Source organism: Mycobacterium sp. 134 (genome assembly GCF_048282715.1).
Taxonomy (GTDB): Bacteria; Actinomycetota; Actinomycetes; order Mycobacteriales; family Mycobacteriaceae; genus Mycobacterium; species Mycobacterium septicum.
Genome location: NZ_JBLVUN010000008.1, coordinates 414,445 through 428,798, shown reverse-complemented (window position 1 = coordinate 428,798; position 14,354 = coordinate 414,445). Strand labels below are relative to the sequence as shown.

Here is a 14,354-nt window from a genome sequence, read left to right as displayed (position 1 = left end):
AGCGATGACCACCTTCAAAGAACACTCGACGCACGCAACCGACCACAAGCTCAGCCTCGCCGAGATCCTGGAGATCTTCGCATCCGGCTCGCAGCCACTGAAGTTCACCGCGTACGACGGAAGCACCTCGGGGCCCACCGACGCCACGCTCGGCCTGGACCTCAAGACTCCGCGCGGCACCACCTATCTCGCGACCGCTCCCGGGGATCTGGGCCTGGCCCGCGCCTACGTGTCCGGCGACCTGGAGCTGTACGGGGTCCATCCCGGCGACCCGTACCCGCTGCTGTGCGCGCTGGCCGAGAAGATGGCGTTCAAGCGTCCGCCCGCCCGGGTGCTGGCCAACATCGTGCGGTCCATCGGCATCGAGCACCTCAAGCCCATCGCGCCGCCGCCGCAGGAGGCGCTGCCGCGGTGGCGCCGGGCGGTAGAGGGGTTGCGACACAGCAAGACCCGCGACGCCGAGGCGATCCACCACCACTACGACGTGTCGAACACGTTCTATGAGTGGGTGCTCGGGCCGTCGATGACCTACACCTGCGCGTGCTACCCGGATGCCGATGCCGGCCTGGAGGAGGCGCAGGACAACAAGTACCGCCTGGTGTTCGAGAAGCTACGGCTCCAACCCGGTGACCGCTTGCTCGACGTCGGCTGCGGATGGGGCGGCATGGTGCGTTACGCCGCACGCCACGGGGTCAAGGCGATCGGGGTGACACTGTCCAAGGAACAGGCCCGGTGGGCGCAGGAGGCCATCGTCAGGGAGGGTCTCGGAGACCTGGCCGAGGTGCGCCACGGCGACTACCGCGACATCGCCGAGACCGGGTTCGACGCCGTCTCCTCGATCGGCCTGACCGAGCACATCGGCGTGCACAACTATCCGTCGTACTTCGGTTTCCTGAAGTCGAAGATGCGTACCGGTGCGCTGCTGCTCAACCACTGCATCACCCGCCACGACAACCGAAGCGGAGCGGCCGCCGGAGGTTTCATCGACCGCTACGTGTTCCCGGACGGCGAGCTGACCGGCTCGGGACGCATCATCACCGAGGTGCAGGACGTCGGCCTGGAGGTCATGCACGAGGAGAACCTTCGCAACCACTACGCGATGACGCTGCGCGACTGGTGCGCCAACCTCGTCGAGCACTGGGACGAGGCCGTCGCCGAGGTCGGGCTGCCCACCGCCAAGGTGTGGGGCCTGTACATGGCGGGCTCCAGGCTCGGCTTCGAGACGAATGTCGTCCAGCTGCACCAGGTTCTGGCCGTCAAGCTCGACGACCGCGGCAACGACGGCGGCCTGCCGCTGCGGCCGTGGTGGACCGCCTAGAACCCAAACTTAGCCAAGACGATCGGTAACGTTTTCCGGATGATTCGTTATTGATCGTCTTGGGTGAGCCTCATACCGTTTGAACCATGAAAACGGTTCTCATCACGGGTTGTTCATCAGGGTACGGACTCGAAACCGCCCGCCACTTCCACGCCAACGGTTGGAACGTGATCGCCACGATGCGCACGCCGCGCACCGGGCTGCTGCCGGAATCGGACCGAATCCAGTTGGTGGCGCTGGACGTCACCGACCCCGAAAGCATCTCGGTGGCTATCGAGGCCAGTGGCCCGATCGACGTGCTGGTCAACAATGCGGGCATCGGCGTCGTCGGCGCCTTCGAGCCCATGTCGATGGACACGATCCGGGAAGTGTTCGAGACCAACACATTCGGCGTGATCGCCACGACACAGGCTGTGCTGCCCCAGATGCGAACGCGCGGGTCCGGGGTGGTGGTCAACGTGACGTCGAGCGTGACGCTGACGGCGATGCCGTTGGCCGCGGTGTACACCGCCAGCAAGATGGCGATCGAAGGATTCACCGCGTCACTGGCACTCGAACTCGAGGCGGTGAACGTGACGGCGAAACTTGTCGAACCGGGCTACGGGCCGACGACGAGCTTCACCAGTAACGGTGCGACCCGGATGGACGGACTGATTCCCGAGCCGTATCAGGCGTTCGCCGCACCGATCCTGGCCGCGTTCGGGCAGGCCACCGTCTTCACGACCGAGGCCGACGTCGCCGAGACCGTCTACCAGGCCGCGACCGACACGTCCGGCCGGCTGCGGTTCCCGGCCGGCGCAGACGCGGTGGCGCTCGCAGGCCGGTAGACCGGCATGGCGGAGGCGCTATCTTGTCGGCATGCCCCCGGCAGGTGTCGCCTCCGTGGCCGATCCGCTCGAAACGGTCATTCCGTTGCTGCGTCCCCAGGTCGTGCTGTCGAAGGTCGTCAGCGGAGCCGGCGACTGGAGTATCCGCAAGCCGCGCTACGCCGACCCCTCGTTCTGTCTGATGTTGGCGGGCAACTGCTGGCTCAGCCCGGACGGCATCGATCCCGTCGAACTGTTCGCGGGCGACTTCCTGTTACTGCCCGAGACACCCAGTTTCGTGATGGCCAGCGACCCCGCCTTGGCACCGACCGACGTAGAACTCCATCCGGCCGCCGATTCCCATTACGGACCGGCGGACGGACCGGAGCCGATGCGGATGCTCGGTGGATACTTCCGCTTTGATCGGGCCAACGCCAGGCTGCTGGTAAAGCTCCTCCCGCCAACGATTCTCATCCGGCACGACGAATCAGGCTCGGCCCGCCTGAACCGGATCGTCGAACTCATCACCGACGAGGCGATCGCGCAACGTCCGTGTCGCGAACCGATCCTCGAGCGGCTCGTCGAGGTGCTGCTGATCGAGGCCTGCCGGTTCCGAACCGAACGTCCCACCGCAGGCGAGAACGGCCTGATCGCCGGGCTTTCCGATCCGCAGCTCGCCGGTGCCCTGCGAGAGATTCACGACGGCGTCGCCGAGCACTGGACGGTCGAGAAGCTGGCCCGCACCGCGAACATGTCCCGCGCCGTATTCGCGGAACGGTTCGCGAACACGATCGGGATGCCCCCCATGCAGTACGTCCTGGAGTGGCGGGTAGCACTGGCCAAGGACATGCTGCAATCCGAGCAACTCGCGATCGGAGAGATCGCGGCCAGGACCGGCTACCAGTCGGCCAGTGCGTTCACCACCGCGTTCACCCGAGTGACCGGATGCTCCCCACGCGAATACGCCCGCGGCAGCGGGGACTGATCAGCGTCAGCTCTCGATCTTTCGCGCGCCCAGTTCGTTCTGAAGCAGTTCCAGTGCGACCTCTTCGGGGTCGCGGCGCGGCCCGGCCTCGCTCTGCGAAGCCTCGGCGAGCATCTCTGCCTCTTCCTGCTCCGGGGACGGCGGCGGTTCGGGATCTGGCACCGGCTCGGGTTCGGGAATGACCCGGCCCGGGCGGGTCGGGACCCGCGGCGGGGGTTTGGCGGCCTTCGGCGGGGGCGGTGGGGCCGCCTCCGCAGTGCCGACCTCACAGCGGATCTGCCAGTCCACCCCGAGCGCATCCTTGAGCGCATCCCGGATCACATCGGCATTGCGCGACTCGGTGAGCCGCTTCGCCAGCGGCGGTGATTCATGAGACAGCACAAGGGTTTTGTCCTCGACCGCTCGCACGATCGCCCCCGACAGCATGACCTCGGTGGTGCGGCTGCGTTCGCGCACCTTCTCCCGCACCGTCGTCCACATCGAGCGCACGGCGGCTGCGTTGGGCTCGCCACCGGGGGTCACCGCTGCCGGCGCCGGCAGGGGTTCGGGCTCGGGTTCCGGGGCAGGCTCGGGCTCGAAGTCGGGCTCCGGCGGGAGCGGCGGCTCGGGCTCGGGTTCCGGAGCGGGTGGCGGTGGCGGCGGTGCCGAGACCGGTTCGGGGACGGCGACCGGTTCCGGAGCGGCGACCGGTTCCGGAGCGGCGACCGGTTCGGGAGCGGGCGGCGGCGTCGGGGCGGGAGCCTCGGCAGGGGCCTCTACCGGGGCCGCCTGGCTGCGCCGGGTGAAGGTCTTGGCGGGCTCGGCGGCGGGGCGGGCGGCCGATGCCGCGGCCTCGCCGGCCGGGATCGACAGGTCCAGCCGGGTCTCGATGCGTTCGATGCGCTGCAGCAGCGCCGACTCGGTGTCATGCGCCGAGGGCAGCAGCAGCCGGGCACACACCACTTCCAGCAGCAGCCGCGGCGCGGTCGCGCCACGCATCTCCCCGAGGCCCGCGTGCACCACCTCGGCATAGCGGGCCAGCGTGGCCGCGCCCACCTTGTCGGCCTGCTCCCGCATCCGCTCCAGCACGTCGGCCGGTGCGTCCACGACACCGCGGGTGACCGCGTCGGGCACGGCCTGCAGCACGATCAGATCCCGAAAGCGTTCCAGCAGATCGGTGGCGAAGCGCCGCGGATCATGCCCGGCGTCGATCACCGCCTCCACGGCGCCGAACAATGCGGCCGCGTCGCCGGCGGCCAGTGCCTCGACCGCATCGTCGATGAGCGCCATGTCCGTGGCACCGAGTAGCGCCAGCGCCCGCTGATAGGTGATGTGGTTGCCGGTGGCGCCCTGCTCGGAGCCGGCAAGCAGCTGATCGAGCACCGAGAGCGTGTCGCGGGGGGAACCGCCGCCGGCGCGGATGACCAGCGGGTACACCGCGTCGTCGACGTTGACGTTCTCCTCGGCGCAGATGCGCTCGAGCAGCGGGCGCATGGTGCGCGGGGCCAGCAGCCGGAACGGGTAGTGGTGGGTACGCGACCGGATGGTCGGCAGCACCTTCTCCGGTTCGGTGGTGGCGAACACGAAGATCAGGTGCTCGGGCGGCTCCTCGACGATCTTGAGGAGCGCGTTGAAACCGGCCGTGGTGACCATGTGCGCTTCGTCGATGATGAAGATGCGGTAGCGGGATTGCGCAGGGGTGAAGAACGCTCGGTCGCGCAGTTCTCGGGTGTCGTCGACGCCACCGTGGCTGGCCGCGTCGAGTTCGGTGACGTCGAGGTTGCCCGGGCCGTTGGGGGCCAGCGCGACGCACGAGTCGCAGACCCCGCAGGGTGTGGGCGTGGGCCCCTGCTCGCAGTTGAGCGAGCGGGCCAGGATGCGCGCCGAGGATGTCTTGCCGCAGCCGCGCGGCCCGGAGAACAGGTAGGCGTGGTTGATCCGGCCTGCGGTCAGCGCAGTAGATAGCGGCTCGGTGACATGTTCCTGGCCAACGACTTCCGCGAAGCTTGCCGGCCGGTATTTGCGGTAGAGAGCCACGGAAGAAGGCTACCGACTGCGTCCGACGCCGCGCCGGTGCCCGTTGACTTTGCAACCGCGCACACGGCTACCCGCACAAATGCAGCGTCAACTCAACGTCAACACAGAGTTCTGCACAGCCCGCGATTCATCCACAGGCCGGCGACGCCGAGACCGGCACACACCCATCTTTGTCCCCGCCACCGGCGACTCTCGCCGAATGAGTGAGCCCTTCATCGGCACCGAAGCCCTGGCGGCCGGCGTCGTCAACCGCTATCAGCTCAGTCGCGACCACCGCACGATCTTGCCGAACATCTACGTGGACAAGCGAACTGCTGTGTCGCTACGGCAACGCAGTGCGGCGGCATGGTTGTGGTCGGGTCGCGACGCGGTGATCGCGGGTGCCGCCGCATCGGCGCTCCATGGCGCGAAGTGGGTGACCGACGACGTTCCGATCGAGTTGATCAGCACCAAGACCAAGCCGCCCGAGAAGGTGATCACGCGCCAGGACCTGATCTGCGACGGGGAGGTCACGCGCATCGGAGGTCTGTCGGTCACGAGCGTCGAGCGCACTGCCTTTGACCTTGGGCGCCGCGGGTTGATCGGCGCGGCCGTCGCACGGCTCGACGCACTTGCTCGAGCCACCGGATTGAAGACGGACGACGTGCTGACGCTTGCCGCACACCACCGCCACGCCCGTGGCCTGCGGCAACTCGAACGGGCGCTGAACCTATTCGACCCCGGCGGCCAGTCCCCGAAAGAAACCTGGCTGCGGTTGATGCTCATCGACGCAGGTTTTCCGCGGCCGCAGACACAGATACCGGTGCTGGGGCCCGACGGCTACCCGAGGTACTTCCTCGACATGGGTTGGGAGGAGCTGATGCTGGCGGTCGAATACGAGGGTGTGCAGCATGCCGATCAGCTCGGCTATGACATCACGCGTGCCGACTCCATCACGCGAGCCGGCTGGACCCACGTGAGAGTGGCCGCGGGACACCGACGGCCCGCCATCATCGCCCGGGTGGAACGCGAATGGGTCCGACTTTGGCGACCAGAGCTCGGGATCACGCCGCGGAGGCCGCCGCTGGCCGGTCCCCCGCTGGAACTCGGCTGTTGACTTTGAAACCGCGCACACCGCTACTCGCACAAATGCGGCGTCAGTTCCGAGTCAACGCAAAAGATGCTCGGTCGCCGCCAGCAGGGCGCAGGTGGCCAGGCCGTCGATCGCCTCACGCACGTCGGACAGCGACGGGAACGTCGGCGCGATGCGGATGTTCTTGTCCTCGGGGTCCTTGCGGTACGGGAACGACGCACCCGCCTCGGTCACCGCGATCCCGGCGTCCTTGGCCAGGGAAACGGTGCGCTTGGCGGTGCCGGGCCACACGTCGAGGCTGACGAAGTAGCCGCCCTTGGGATCGGTCCACGACGCGATCTTCGACTCCCCCAGCCGGTCCTCGAGGATCTCGGCGACCAAGGCGAACTTGGGGGCGATCAGCTGCCGGTGGCGCTGCATCTGCAGCCGCACACCGTCGGCGTCGCGGAAGTAGCGGCTGTGGCGCAGCTGGTTGATCTTGTCCGGCCCGATCGTCTTCTTGCCCGCGTGCTGCAGGTACCACGCGATGTTTCCCAACGAGCCGCCCTGGAAGCTCACCCCCGCCCCGGCGAAGGTGATCTTGGAGGTCGAGGCGAACACCAGCGGCCGGTTCGGGTTACCGGCGGCCTCGGCCAGACCCAGCACGTCGACCTGGCGGATGAACTCGTCGGTCAGGGTGTGAACCGCGTAGGCGTTGTCCCACATCAACCGGAAATCGTTTGCCGCCGTGCGCATCTGGACGAGACGCCGGACCACTTCCCAGGAGTAGGTGACGCCGGTCGGGTTGCCGTACACCGGAACGCACCACATGCCCTTGATCGCCGGATCGGCCGCGACGAGTTCCTCGATCAGGTCGACGTCCGGCCCGTCCTCGCGCATCGGCACCGCGATCATCTCGATTCCGAAGGACTCGGTGATGGCGAAATGCCGGTCATATCCGGGCGCCGGGCAGAGGAACTTCACTTTCGCCTCTTGCCCCCAGGGCCGCACCGAGTCCACACCGCCGTGCAGCAGCGAGAACACGATGACGTCGTGCATCATCTCCAGGCTCGCGTTGTTGCCCGCGATCAGGTTCTGCACCGGGATGCCGAGCAGCTCGCCGAAGATCTCCCGCAGTTCGGGCAGCCCGTGCAGGCCGCCGTAGTTGCGGGTGTCGGTGCCTTCGCGGTCGCGGAAGGAGTCTTTTTCGGAGCCGGGGAGCGACAGCAGCGCGTTGGAAAGATCCAACTGCTCGGGAGCCGGCTTACCCCGGGTCAGGTCCAGGCTCAGCTTCTTGGCCTGCAGCTCTGCGTAGTTGCGCTGTTGGACTTCGTGCTGCGCGAGCAGATCGTCGCGGCCGAGAGACTGGAACGACACCGCGCGCCTTTCACAGATGGTGAATGAGCTGAACATAAGGGGACCCCGCGCACCCGCCAGAGCCCGTTGACCCTTGCTGCCTTCCGGCCCTGGGGGAGTTCACAGGATGGACGCCGCGCGGGGTCCACAGCGAGTGTAATACCCGCCCCTTCCCCGGCGTTTACGGGACTGGTTCAAGCGTCGGCTACGATTGCCGACGGAGGATTCGCCTAGTGGCCTATGGCGCTCGCCTGGAACGCGGGTTGGGTTAACAGCCCTCAGGGGTTCAAATCCCCTATCCTCCGCGCTCGGGTCCGGGGTGCGACCTGCTGAATCAACCCTGATCAGCAGGTCGCACCCCGGCCCAATTAAGTACCCGAGGAGGAGTATGGGCCGCACCGTCGCGGTGATCTGGCACGTGTCGTTTTCGATCGTGGCCGCCGGCCTCTTCTTCTTTTTCGTTCTTCCGCGATGGCCCGAACTCATGGGCCAGACCTCGCCGACGCTCGGGCTGATCCTGCGCATCGTCACCGGCGCGCTGATCGGTCTCGCGGCCCTGCCGGTGGTGTTCACCCTGCAGCGGACCAAGCGTCCCGAGCTGGCCACCCCGGAGCTCGCGCTGCGGTTGCGGACCGCCTCGATTTCCCTGCATGTGCTGGCAGCAGTGCTGATCGTCGTCACCGCGGTCTCCGAGATCTGGTTGTCACTGGACAGCTTCGGTCCGTGGCTGTTCGGGATCTACGGCGCCGCCGCCGCAATCGCGCTCCTCGGCATCTTTGCCTTCTACCTGGCCTTTGTCGCCGAATTGCCGCCCCCGCCGCCGAGGCCGGTCAAGACCCGCGAAAAGGCCGAGCGCCGCGGACGCAAGAAGGCCGACGCGGAAGAGACCGTGGTCGAGGAGACCGAGGAGCCTGCCGAGACCGACGCCGACGCCGACGCTGAAGCCGAAGAGACCGAGGACGAGTCCGAGGCCGAAAAGGCTGACGAGGACGAAGCTTCCGAAGAGTCCGAAGAATCCACCGAGGACGAGAAGGCGGAGGGTGCGTCTCTGCGTAACCGCCGGCCGTCCAGCAAGAGTGGCACCAAGCGCAGGGGCTGGCGCTCGCGCGGCGACGTCGCCACCGAAGACTGACGCAACGCCATTCGCGTCGACATCGGGTTCTTGCCCAGCCAAGATGGGTACATGAGCAAAGTGGGCTCACATCCGTTCAAAGTGATTCTCGCCGCGGCACTGACCGCCGCGGCAACCGTCGTCGTCCCGTCGGCACCTGCCGGCGCCGCACCCGGTGACCCGGAGGCGGTGGCCACCCAGGTCGAACCATCGGTGGCGCGCATCGACACCCGGGTCGACTACCAACAGGCCTACGGCATCGGCACCGGCATCGTGCTCTCCCCGAGCGGTGAGGTGCTGACCAACTATCACGTCGTCCAAGGGGCCAACTCGATCAGCGCCACCGTCGGCGGCCAGAGTTTCCCCGCCGACCTGGTCGGCTACGACCGGCAGAACGACATCGCGGTGCTGCAACTGCACGGTGCGGCCGGCCTGCCACCGGCACCGATCGGCGATTCGGGCGCGCTGGCACCGGGTCAGCCGGTGGTCGCGCTCGGCAATGCCGGGGGTAGCGGCGCGCCGCTGACCCGCGAGATCGGCACCGTCAGCGCCTTCAACCGGACCGTCAACGCCGAAGACGAGCTGACCGGCACCAGCGATGAGATCAACGGGCTGTTCGAGTTCGCCGCGCCGGTCCGTGCCGGCGATTCCGGCGGGCCGGTGGTCAACGATGCGGGCCAGGTCGTCGGGATGACGACAGCCGCGTCGGTGAACTTCCGGATGGGCCCCGGCGGCAAGGGATTCGCGATCCCGATCAATGACGCGATGGGCATCGCCGGACAGATCCGCGCCCGCACCCCGTCACCCTCGGTGCACATCGGACCGCCCACCATGCTCGGCGTCGGAGTGCGCACCGCGCAGCGCCAGAACGGCGGCGTGATCGTCCAGGACGTCATTCCCGGCGGACCGGCAGAGGCGGCCGGCCTGAACCCGGGCGATCTGCTCACCAACATCGAGGGCACCCGGCTGGATTCGGCCCGCACCCTGACGCTGGTTCTCGATCAGCACTACCCGGGCGATGTCGTGGGCCTGACCTGGCTGGACCAGGGGGGCCAACAACGCACCGGCAAGGCCACGCTGGCTGCCGGGCCGTAATCCGTGGTCACGCTGGACCGCCTGATCAACGTCCTCGGCGGCTACGGGGTGCGGCTGCGCACCCCGGCGAACGGCCCCTGCCCGGCGCCACGCTCGACCGAGCTGCGCAGCGTCGTGATGCACGAACCCGGGCAGGTCATCGGTGACGTCCTGCTGGCAGTCGGGGCCACCTCGGTCGCCGAGGCTGTTCAGTGGGCGGCCGCCGCGCGTGCCGTGGTGGTGCTGGTCCGCGGTCCCGACAGTCCCGCCGGCGATGACGAACCGGTGGCCGACGACCGTATCGCGGTGATGACCGTCGACCCCGAAGTCTCCTGGAGCGAGCTGGCGGCCGTTGTCTACGGCGTCGTACTGGAGGGCCGGGAAACCGAATCCGGGCGTGGCCCAACCGATTTGTTCGCTCTGGCCGACAGCCTGGCCGACGCCGTGGGTGGCTCGGTCACGATCGAGGACCGGCGCAGTTCGGTGCTGGCCTACTCGCGGCTGCAGCAGCATGCGGACCCGGCCCGCGCCGAGACGATCCTGAGCCGCCGGGCTCCGCAGCACCTGCGGGCCCTGTTCGAAGCCCGCGGGGTGTTCCGGCATCTGGCCGAATCCGACGAGCCGATGTTCGTCGGCGGCGACGACGAACGCGGCCTGACCGGGCGGATGGTGGTCGCCGCCCGGGCCGGCCGCGAACTGCTCGGGTCGATCTGGGTGACATGTGCCGAGCCGTTGCCCGACGTGCGCCGGGCCGCGCTCGCCGACGGCGCCCGCATGGTCGCCCTACACCTGCTGCGCTCACGCGCCAGCGCCGATCTGGAACGCCAGGTGGAGTCCGAACTCGTCATCCGTCTGCTCGAGGGCGCTGCCGACGCCCCCACGGCGGCCAGCCGGCTCGGGCTCCCGCAGACGCCGCTGCGGGTGATCGCGCTGCGGGCCCAGACCGCCGACGAGCGGCACGCCGCCCTGCTGTTGGCGTTCGAGCGGGCGACGGCCGGCTTCGGCTGGTCGCGACCCGGGCGCAGCGCCCTGGCCGGCAACACCGTCTACACCGTGCTGCCCGGCGCCGATGCTCAGGCCGCGAGTGGCTGGGTGGCCGGGTTGCGCGCCGCGCTGCCCGAGCCGGTGACCGTGCTGGCCGGGATCAGCGGTCCGGCCACCGCCGCCGAACTGGCGCTGGCCCGCAGTGAGGCCGACGAGTGCCTGGCCCTGCACGAGGTGCGCCACGGCGACGCCCAGAACCTGGACGAACAGGTGCCCGTCTACGACGAGGCATGGGACGAGATCCTGCTGCAGCGCCTGCGGATCGCCGCCCGCGCCGGCCGTGCCCCGCAGCGCGGACCGGTTGCCGAGCTACGCGCCCACGATCAGGCCCACGGCACGCAATACGCGGAGACGCTACGGGCGTGGTTGGAGGCCCAGGGCGATCTGGCCGGGGCCGGGCGGGCACTGGGCGTGCACGAGAACACCGTGCGCTACCGGCTGCGCAAGATGGTCGAGCTCACCCAGCTCGACCTGGGCGATGCGCGCAAGCGACTGGCGATGATGATCGAGCTCGCGGCGACAGAAGAGTTGTCGTAACTCGACAATCTCACCCCTGGCGTTTGTCGAGATCCTGCAAACAAAGTGTGCCGGGTCAGTCCCACCATGGGGAGCATGAATGGGGTCGAGCGCATTGACGGTGGACCGCGGTCAGCGGTGGTCGTGGGGTGCAGGCATTGTCGGCCTGTCCACGGCATGGTTTCTCCAAGAGCGCGGGGTCGAGGTCACTGTCGTCGACCGCCGCGGAGTGGCCGCGGGTGCATCCTGGGGCAACGCCGGTTGGATCTCGCCGACGCTGACCATCCCGCTCAACGACCCCGCGGTGCTGCGTTACGGGCTGCGGTCGCTGTTCGACTCGGCCGCTCCCCTGCACATCCCGCTGAACTCGGGACCCCGCGTGCTGGCGTTCCTGACCCGGTTCGCCATGAACTGCAGGCTCTCGACGTGGACCCGGGCCGCCAAGGCCAACGTCCCGTTCAACGAGGAATGCCTCGAGGCCTACGACGTCCTGACCGCCAACGGAGTGTCGGTACCCACCACCGACGGACCGATCACAGCGCTGTTCGAAACGCAGCGGCAGGCCGAACATCTGATGACCGAACTGCGCCGGATGGCGGCGGTCGGTCAGACCGTGACCGTGACCGGCCTGTCCGGCGAAACACTGCGCGACCATGTGCCGCTGGCGTCCGCGGCGATCACCGCGGGCATCAGCGTGGAGGGTCAACGATTCGTGGATCCGGGCCGGTTCGTCCAGGCGCTCGGTGATGCCGTCATGGCCAGAGGTGCGGAGTTGGTCATCGATGAGGTCACCGACGTTCGGGCCGAGGGCGCCACTGTCACCGTGGATCTGGCAGACGGCTCGCTGAGCGCCGACAGCGCGGTGATCGCCACCGGGGCGTGGCTGTCGAAGCTCGCCAAGCCCTGGGTCCGTACACCGGTGCAGGCCGGACGCGGTTACTCGTTCACCGTGCCGGTGGACCGCCCGATTCTCGGACCCATCTACCTGCCCGACGCCCGTGTCGCCTGCACGCCGTACCAGGGCGGGCTGAGGGTGGCGGGGACCATGGAGTTCCGTTCCCCCGACGATCCGCTACAACCGCGGCGAGTCGACGCGATCATCGCCTCCGCCGCCCCACTGCTCGACGGTGTCGACTGGGATGCCCGCACCGACGTGTGGGTGGGCGGCCGTCCTGTAACGCCGGACGGGCGCCCACTGATCGGTGAAGTGGCACAAGGCATCTACGTGGCAGGCGGCCACGGCATGTGGGGCCTGGCCCACGGCCCCGTCACCGGGCGGCTGCTTGCCGAATACATCACCACCGGAAAGCAACCCGAAGTCCTGAGGGAATTCGACCCGCGCCGCTGACGATTCACGACATTGCCCTAACGGGCCAACAAGCCGTCAGGGGCGGCGCGCGAACCCGCCCCTGACGGCATCTCCGCATCATCGGAAGGAAACCACAATGACTGTCAGCCAACGTATTTGGTTGTCACCACAGGCGTTCGACCGACTCCAGACCGAGTTGTCGACGCTGCGCGAACTGATCTCGGGCGAAGCCGCATCGGATTCCGACGAGAACGAGGTGGCGATCCAGCGGGCCCGCCAGACCCGCATCCAGCAGATCCACGACCTGCTGCTCAACGCCGTCGTCGGCGAGGATCCGCCCGACGACGGGGTGGCCGAGCCGGGCATGGTGCTGACCGTGCGCTATGACCAGACCGGCGAGATCGAGACGTTCCTGCTGGGTATCCGCGGCGCCGAATACGGCGACCTGGAGGTCTATTCGGTGAACTCACCGCTGGGCGAAGCCATCGTCGGCGCGCGCCCCGGCGAACAGCGGCAGTATCCCGTGCCCAGCGGCGAGGCAGTGCCCGTCACCCTGATCAGCGCGGTGCCGTTCGGGATGCACCTGCCAGCCGCGGGATAGGGCGCGCGCGTCTTACTCTGTCCGAATGGCAGGCGAACGCAAGGGCACGCCCGGCAGCTTGACCGCCGATGACTGGGTGCACGCCGGGTACGCCCTGCTGGCCTCCGACGGGATGCGGGCGCTGAAGATCGAGCGGCTCTGCGAGCAGATCGGCGCCACCCGGGGCAGCTTCTATTGGCATTTCACCGATATGAAGGGCTATCGGGCCGCCCTGGTGGCGTCGTGGAATGCCTTCCTGGAACAGGACCGCCGCGCGCTGGCCGAACTCGAGGACCTGCCGCCCCGCGAACGGCTGTCGCAGATGATGAGGCAGCTGTTGAGCCCGCGACACTGGACCCTTGAGCGCGCGATGCGGGAGTGGGCCAGATCCGACGACATCGCCGCGGCCAACGTGCGGGCGGCCGATCACCGGGTGCTGGTCGCCGTCACCAAGGCCTACCTCGACTACGGGTTCAGCCCCGAGGACGCGGGCCTGCGCGGCCAGGCCACCTTCGCCACCGGTATCGGGGCGTTGCACCTCATGGATTCGGCCGACGCGCTCACCGCCGCGGACCGCTACGAGCGCTTTCTGGACCTCATGCTGGCTCGATGATCGCGGAGAACACGCGCTCGAACAGGTCGGTCAGCTGATCGGTGTCCGCGTCGGTCAAGCCCGGACTCCTGATCACCCGACGCATCAGGAGTACACCGCTCATCACCGACAGCATGGCATCGGTGCGGAGCTGCCTGCCGGCCTCCGGGAGCTGCCGGGCCAACCGCTGACCGACGTGGCGCGCGATCGCGTCGCGGACGATGTTCACCGCAGCCGGATTCGAGATGGACCGGAGCATGATCAGGAACGGCTCCAGCGGGTCGGCGTCCGGGTCGGAGCGTTCGACCAGTGCGACGGCGGCATCGCGGGCGAGGGCGTCGGGTTCCTCGGCGACGATCGTCGGGGGCGCGAACGAGGTCTCGACCGCCTCGGCGAACAGCTGCTCCTTGGACCCGAAGTAGCGGTTCACCAGCATTGCGGTGACCCCGGCGTCTCGCGCGATCTCACGAACGCCGACACCGTCGTACCCGGACAGCGCAAAGTGGCGGATCGCCGATTGCAGGATCGCCTCGCGGGTGGCAGCGGCATTACGTGGTCGGGAGGAACCCATACCGAGAACGCTAGGGAATATCCCG

The 14,354-nt window shown here is 68.3% G+C and carries 12 protein-coding genes, 1 tRNA gene, 1 other RNA gene and 1 pseudogene; 11 read left to right on the top strand and 4 right to left on the bottom strand.

Going from position 1 to position 14,354, the window contains the following annotated elements; genetic code table 11:
- The first annotated feature begins 4 nt into the window (after nucleotides 1-4).
- From ACNQVK_RS06950 to ACNQVK_RS06940, 3 genes are all read left to right on the top strand, one after another.
- Nucleotides 5-1,318: a class I SAM-dependent methyltransferase gene (locus ACNQVK_RS06950; protein WP_418028940.1), complete on the top strand. Its 1,314-nt coding sequence runs from the start codon at nucleotides 5-7 to the stop codon at nucleotides 1,316-1,318.
- Nucleotides 1,319-1,404: 86 nt separating this feature from the next.
- On the top strand, nucleotides 1,405-2,145 hold the full coding sequence (locus ACNQVK_RS06945) for an SDR family oxidoreductase (RefSeq protein ID WP_418028939.1): 741 nt from the start codon (nucleotides 1,405-1,407) through the stop codon (nucleotides 2,143-2,145).
- A gap of 31 nt (nucleotides 2,146-2,176) precedes the next feature.
- Nucleotides 2,177-3,109 (top strand): AraC family transcriptional regulator, encoded by a 933-nt coding sequence (locus tag ACNQVK_RS06940; RefSeq protein WP_418028938.1) that lies wholly within the window; start codon nucleotides 2,177-2,179, stop codon nucleotides 3,107-3,109.
- 6 nt (nucleotides 3,110-3,115) lie between these two features.
- Here the strand turns inward: ACNQVK_RS06940 and ACNQVK_RS06935 are convergent, their stop codons facing one another.
- Nucleotides 3,116-5,125: a DNA polymerase III subunits gamma/tau gene (locus tag ACNQVK_RS06935; protein WP_418028937.1), complete on the bottom strand. Its 2,010-nt coding sequence runs from the start codon at nucleotides 5,123-5,125 to the stop codon at nucleotides 3,116-3,118.
- Nucleotides 5,126-5,324: 199 nt separating this feature from the next.
- On the opposite strand from ACNQVK_RS06935, the gene ACNQVK_RS06930 reads away from it, so the two are divergent.
- On the top strand, nucleotides 5,325-6,221 hold the full coding sequence (locus tag ACNQVK_RS06930) for a hypothetical protein (protein WP_418028936.1): 897 nt from the start codon (nucleotides 5,325-5,327) through the stop codon (nucleotides 6,219-6,221).
- Nucleotides 6,222-6,272: 51 nt separating this feature from the next.
- Here ACNQVK_RS06930 and ACNQVK_RS06925 read toward each other — a convergent pair whose 3' ends face one another.
- Together ACNQVK_RS06925 and ffs are read right to left on the bottom strand one after the other, a co-directional pair.
- On the bottom strand, nucleotides 6,273-7,553 hold the full coding sequence (locus ACNQVK_RS06925) for an aminotransferase class I/II-fold pyridoxal phosphate-dependent enzyme (RefSeq protein ID WP_418028935.1): 1,281 nt from the start codon (nucleotides 7,551-7,553) through the stop codon (nucleotides 6,273-6,275).
- A gap of 34 nt (nucleotides 7,554-7,587) precedes the next feature.
- Nucleotides 7,588-7,682, bottom strand: an RNA gene (ffs, locus tag ACNQVK_RS06920) — signal recognition particle sRNA small type.
- A gap of 69 nt (nucleotides 7,683-7,751) precedes the next feature.
- On the opposite strand from ffs, the gene ACNQVK_RS06915 reads away from it, so the two are divergent.
- The 7 genes and pseudogenes from ACNQVK_RS06915 (at nucleotide 7,752) to ACNQVK_RS06885 (ending at nucleotide 13,779) form a co-directional block, all read left to right on the top strand.
- Nucleotides 7,752-7,837 (top strand) — tRNA-Ser (locus ACNQVK_RS06915).
- Between the two features lie 83 nt (nucleotides 7,838-7,920).
- Entirely contained in the window at nucleotides 7,921-8,664 is a 744-nt protein-coding gene (locus tag ACNQVK_RS06910) for a hypothetical protein (protein WP_418028934.1), read from the top strand.
- A 51-nt stretch (nucleotides 8,665-8,715) separates the two neighbouring features.
- Nucleotides 8,716-9,738, top strand: coding sequence for a S1C family serine protease (locus tag ACNQVK_RS06905; protein ID WP_418028932.1), 1,023 nt, complete (start codon nucleotides 8,716-8,718; stop codon nucleotides 9,736-9,738).
- A 3-nt stretch (nucleotides 9,739-9,741) separates the two neighbouring features.
- Complete coding sequence (locus ACNQVK_RS06900; RefSeq protein ID WP_418028931.1) at nucleotides 9,742-11,298, top strand: PucR family transcriptional regulator; 1,557 nt, start codon at nucleotides 9,742-9,744, stop codon at nucleotides 11,296-11,298.
- A 75-nt stretch (nucleotides 11,299-11,373) separates the two neighbouring features.
- Nucleotides 11,374-12,625 (top strand): annotated as a pseudogene (locus ACNQVK_RS06895) (NAD(P)/FAD-dependent oxidoreductase).
- Between the two features lie 97 nt (nucleotides 12,626-12,722).
- Nucleotides 12,723-13,187 carry a GreA/GreB family elongation factor gene (locus ACNQVK_RS06890; RefSeq protein WP_418028930.1) on the top strand — a complete coding sequence of 155 codons (465 nt, stop codon included), beginning with the start codon at nucleotides 12,723-12,725 and terminating at the stop codon, nucleotides 13,185-13,187.
- Between the two features lie 25 nt (nucleotides 13,188-13,212).
- The gene (locus ACNQVK_RS06885; protein ID WP_418028929.1) at nucleotides 13,213-13,779 is read left to right on the top strand and encodes a TetR/AcrR family transcriptional regulator; all 567 of its coding nucleotides are present in this window, start codon (nucleotides 13,213-13,215) and stop codon (nucleotides 13,777-13,779) included.
- Here the strand turns inward: ACNQVK_RS06885 and ACNQVK_RS06880 are convergent.
- A complete protein-coding gene (locus tag ACNQVK_RS06880; protein ID WP_418028928.1) occupies nucleotides 13,763-14,329 on the bottom strand; it encodes a TetR/AcrR family transcriptional regulator in 567 nt (188 codons plus the stop codon). The two genes, ACNQVK_RS06885 and ACNQVK_RS06880, sit on opposite strands and share 17 nt — an antisense overlap.
- Nucleotides 14,330-14,354: the final 25 nt, after the last annotated feature.

What these genes read in the sequence shown, in the direction of transcription:
- ACNQVK_RS06950 (WP_418028940.1), top strand. Translation starts at nt 5, where the DNA reads ATGACCACCTTCAAAGAACACTCGACGCACGCAACCGACCACAAGCTC.
- ACNQVK_RS06945 (WP_418028939.1), top strand. Translation starts at nt 1,405, where the DNA reads ATGAAAACGGTTCTCATCACGGGTTGTTCATCAGGGTACGGACTCGAA.
- ACNQVK_RS06940 (WP_418028938.1), top strand. Translation starts at nt 2,177, where the DNA reads ATGCCCCCGGCAGGTGTCGCCTCCGTGGCCGATCCGCTCGAAACGGTC.
- ACNQVK_RS06930 (WP_418028936.1), top strand. Translation starts at nt 5,325, where the DNA reads ATGAGTGAGCCCTTCATCGGCACCGAAGCCCTGGCGGCCGGCGTCGTC.
- ACNQVK_RS06910 (WP_418028934.1), top strand. Translation starts at nt 7,921, where the DNA reads ATGGGCCGCACCGTCGCGGTGATCTGGCACGTGTCGTTTTCGATCGTG.
- ACNQVK_RS06905 (WP_418028932.1), top strand. Translation starts at nt 8,716, where the DNA reads ATGAGCAAAGTGGGCTCACATCCGTTCAAAGTGATTCTCGCCGCGGCA.
- ACNQVK_RS06890 (WP_418028930.1), top strand. Translation starts at nt 12,723, where the DNA reads ATGACTGTCAGCCAACGTATTTGGTTGTCACCACAGGCGTTCGACCGA.
- ACNQVK_RS06885 (WP_418028929.1), top strand. Translation starts at nt 13,213, where the DNA reads ATGGCAGGCGAACGCAAGGGCACGCCCGGCAGCTTGACCGCCGATGAC.
- ACNQVK_RS06880 (WP_418028928.1), bottom strand. Translation starts at nt 14,329, where the DNA reads ATGGGTTCCTCCCGACCACGTAATGCCGCTGCCACCCGCGAGGCGATC.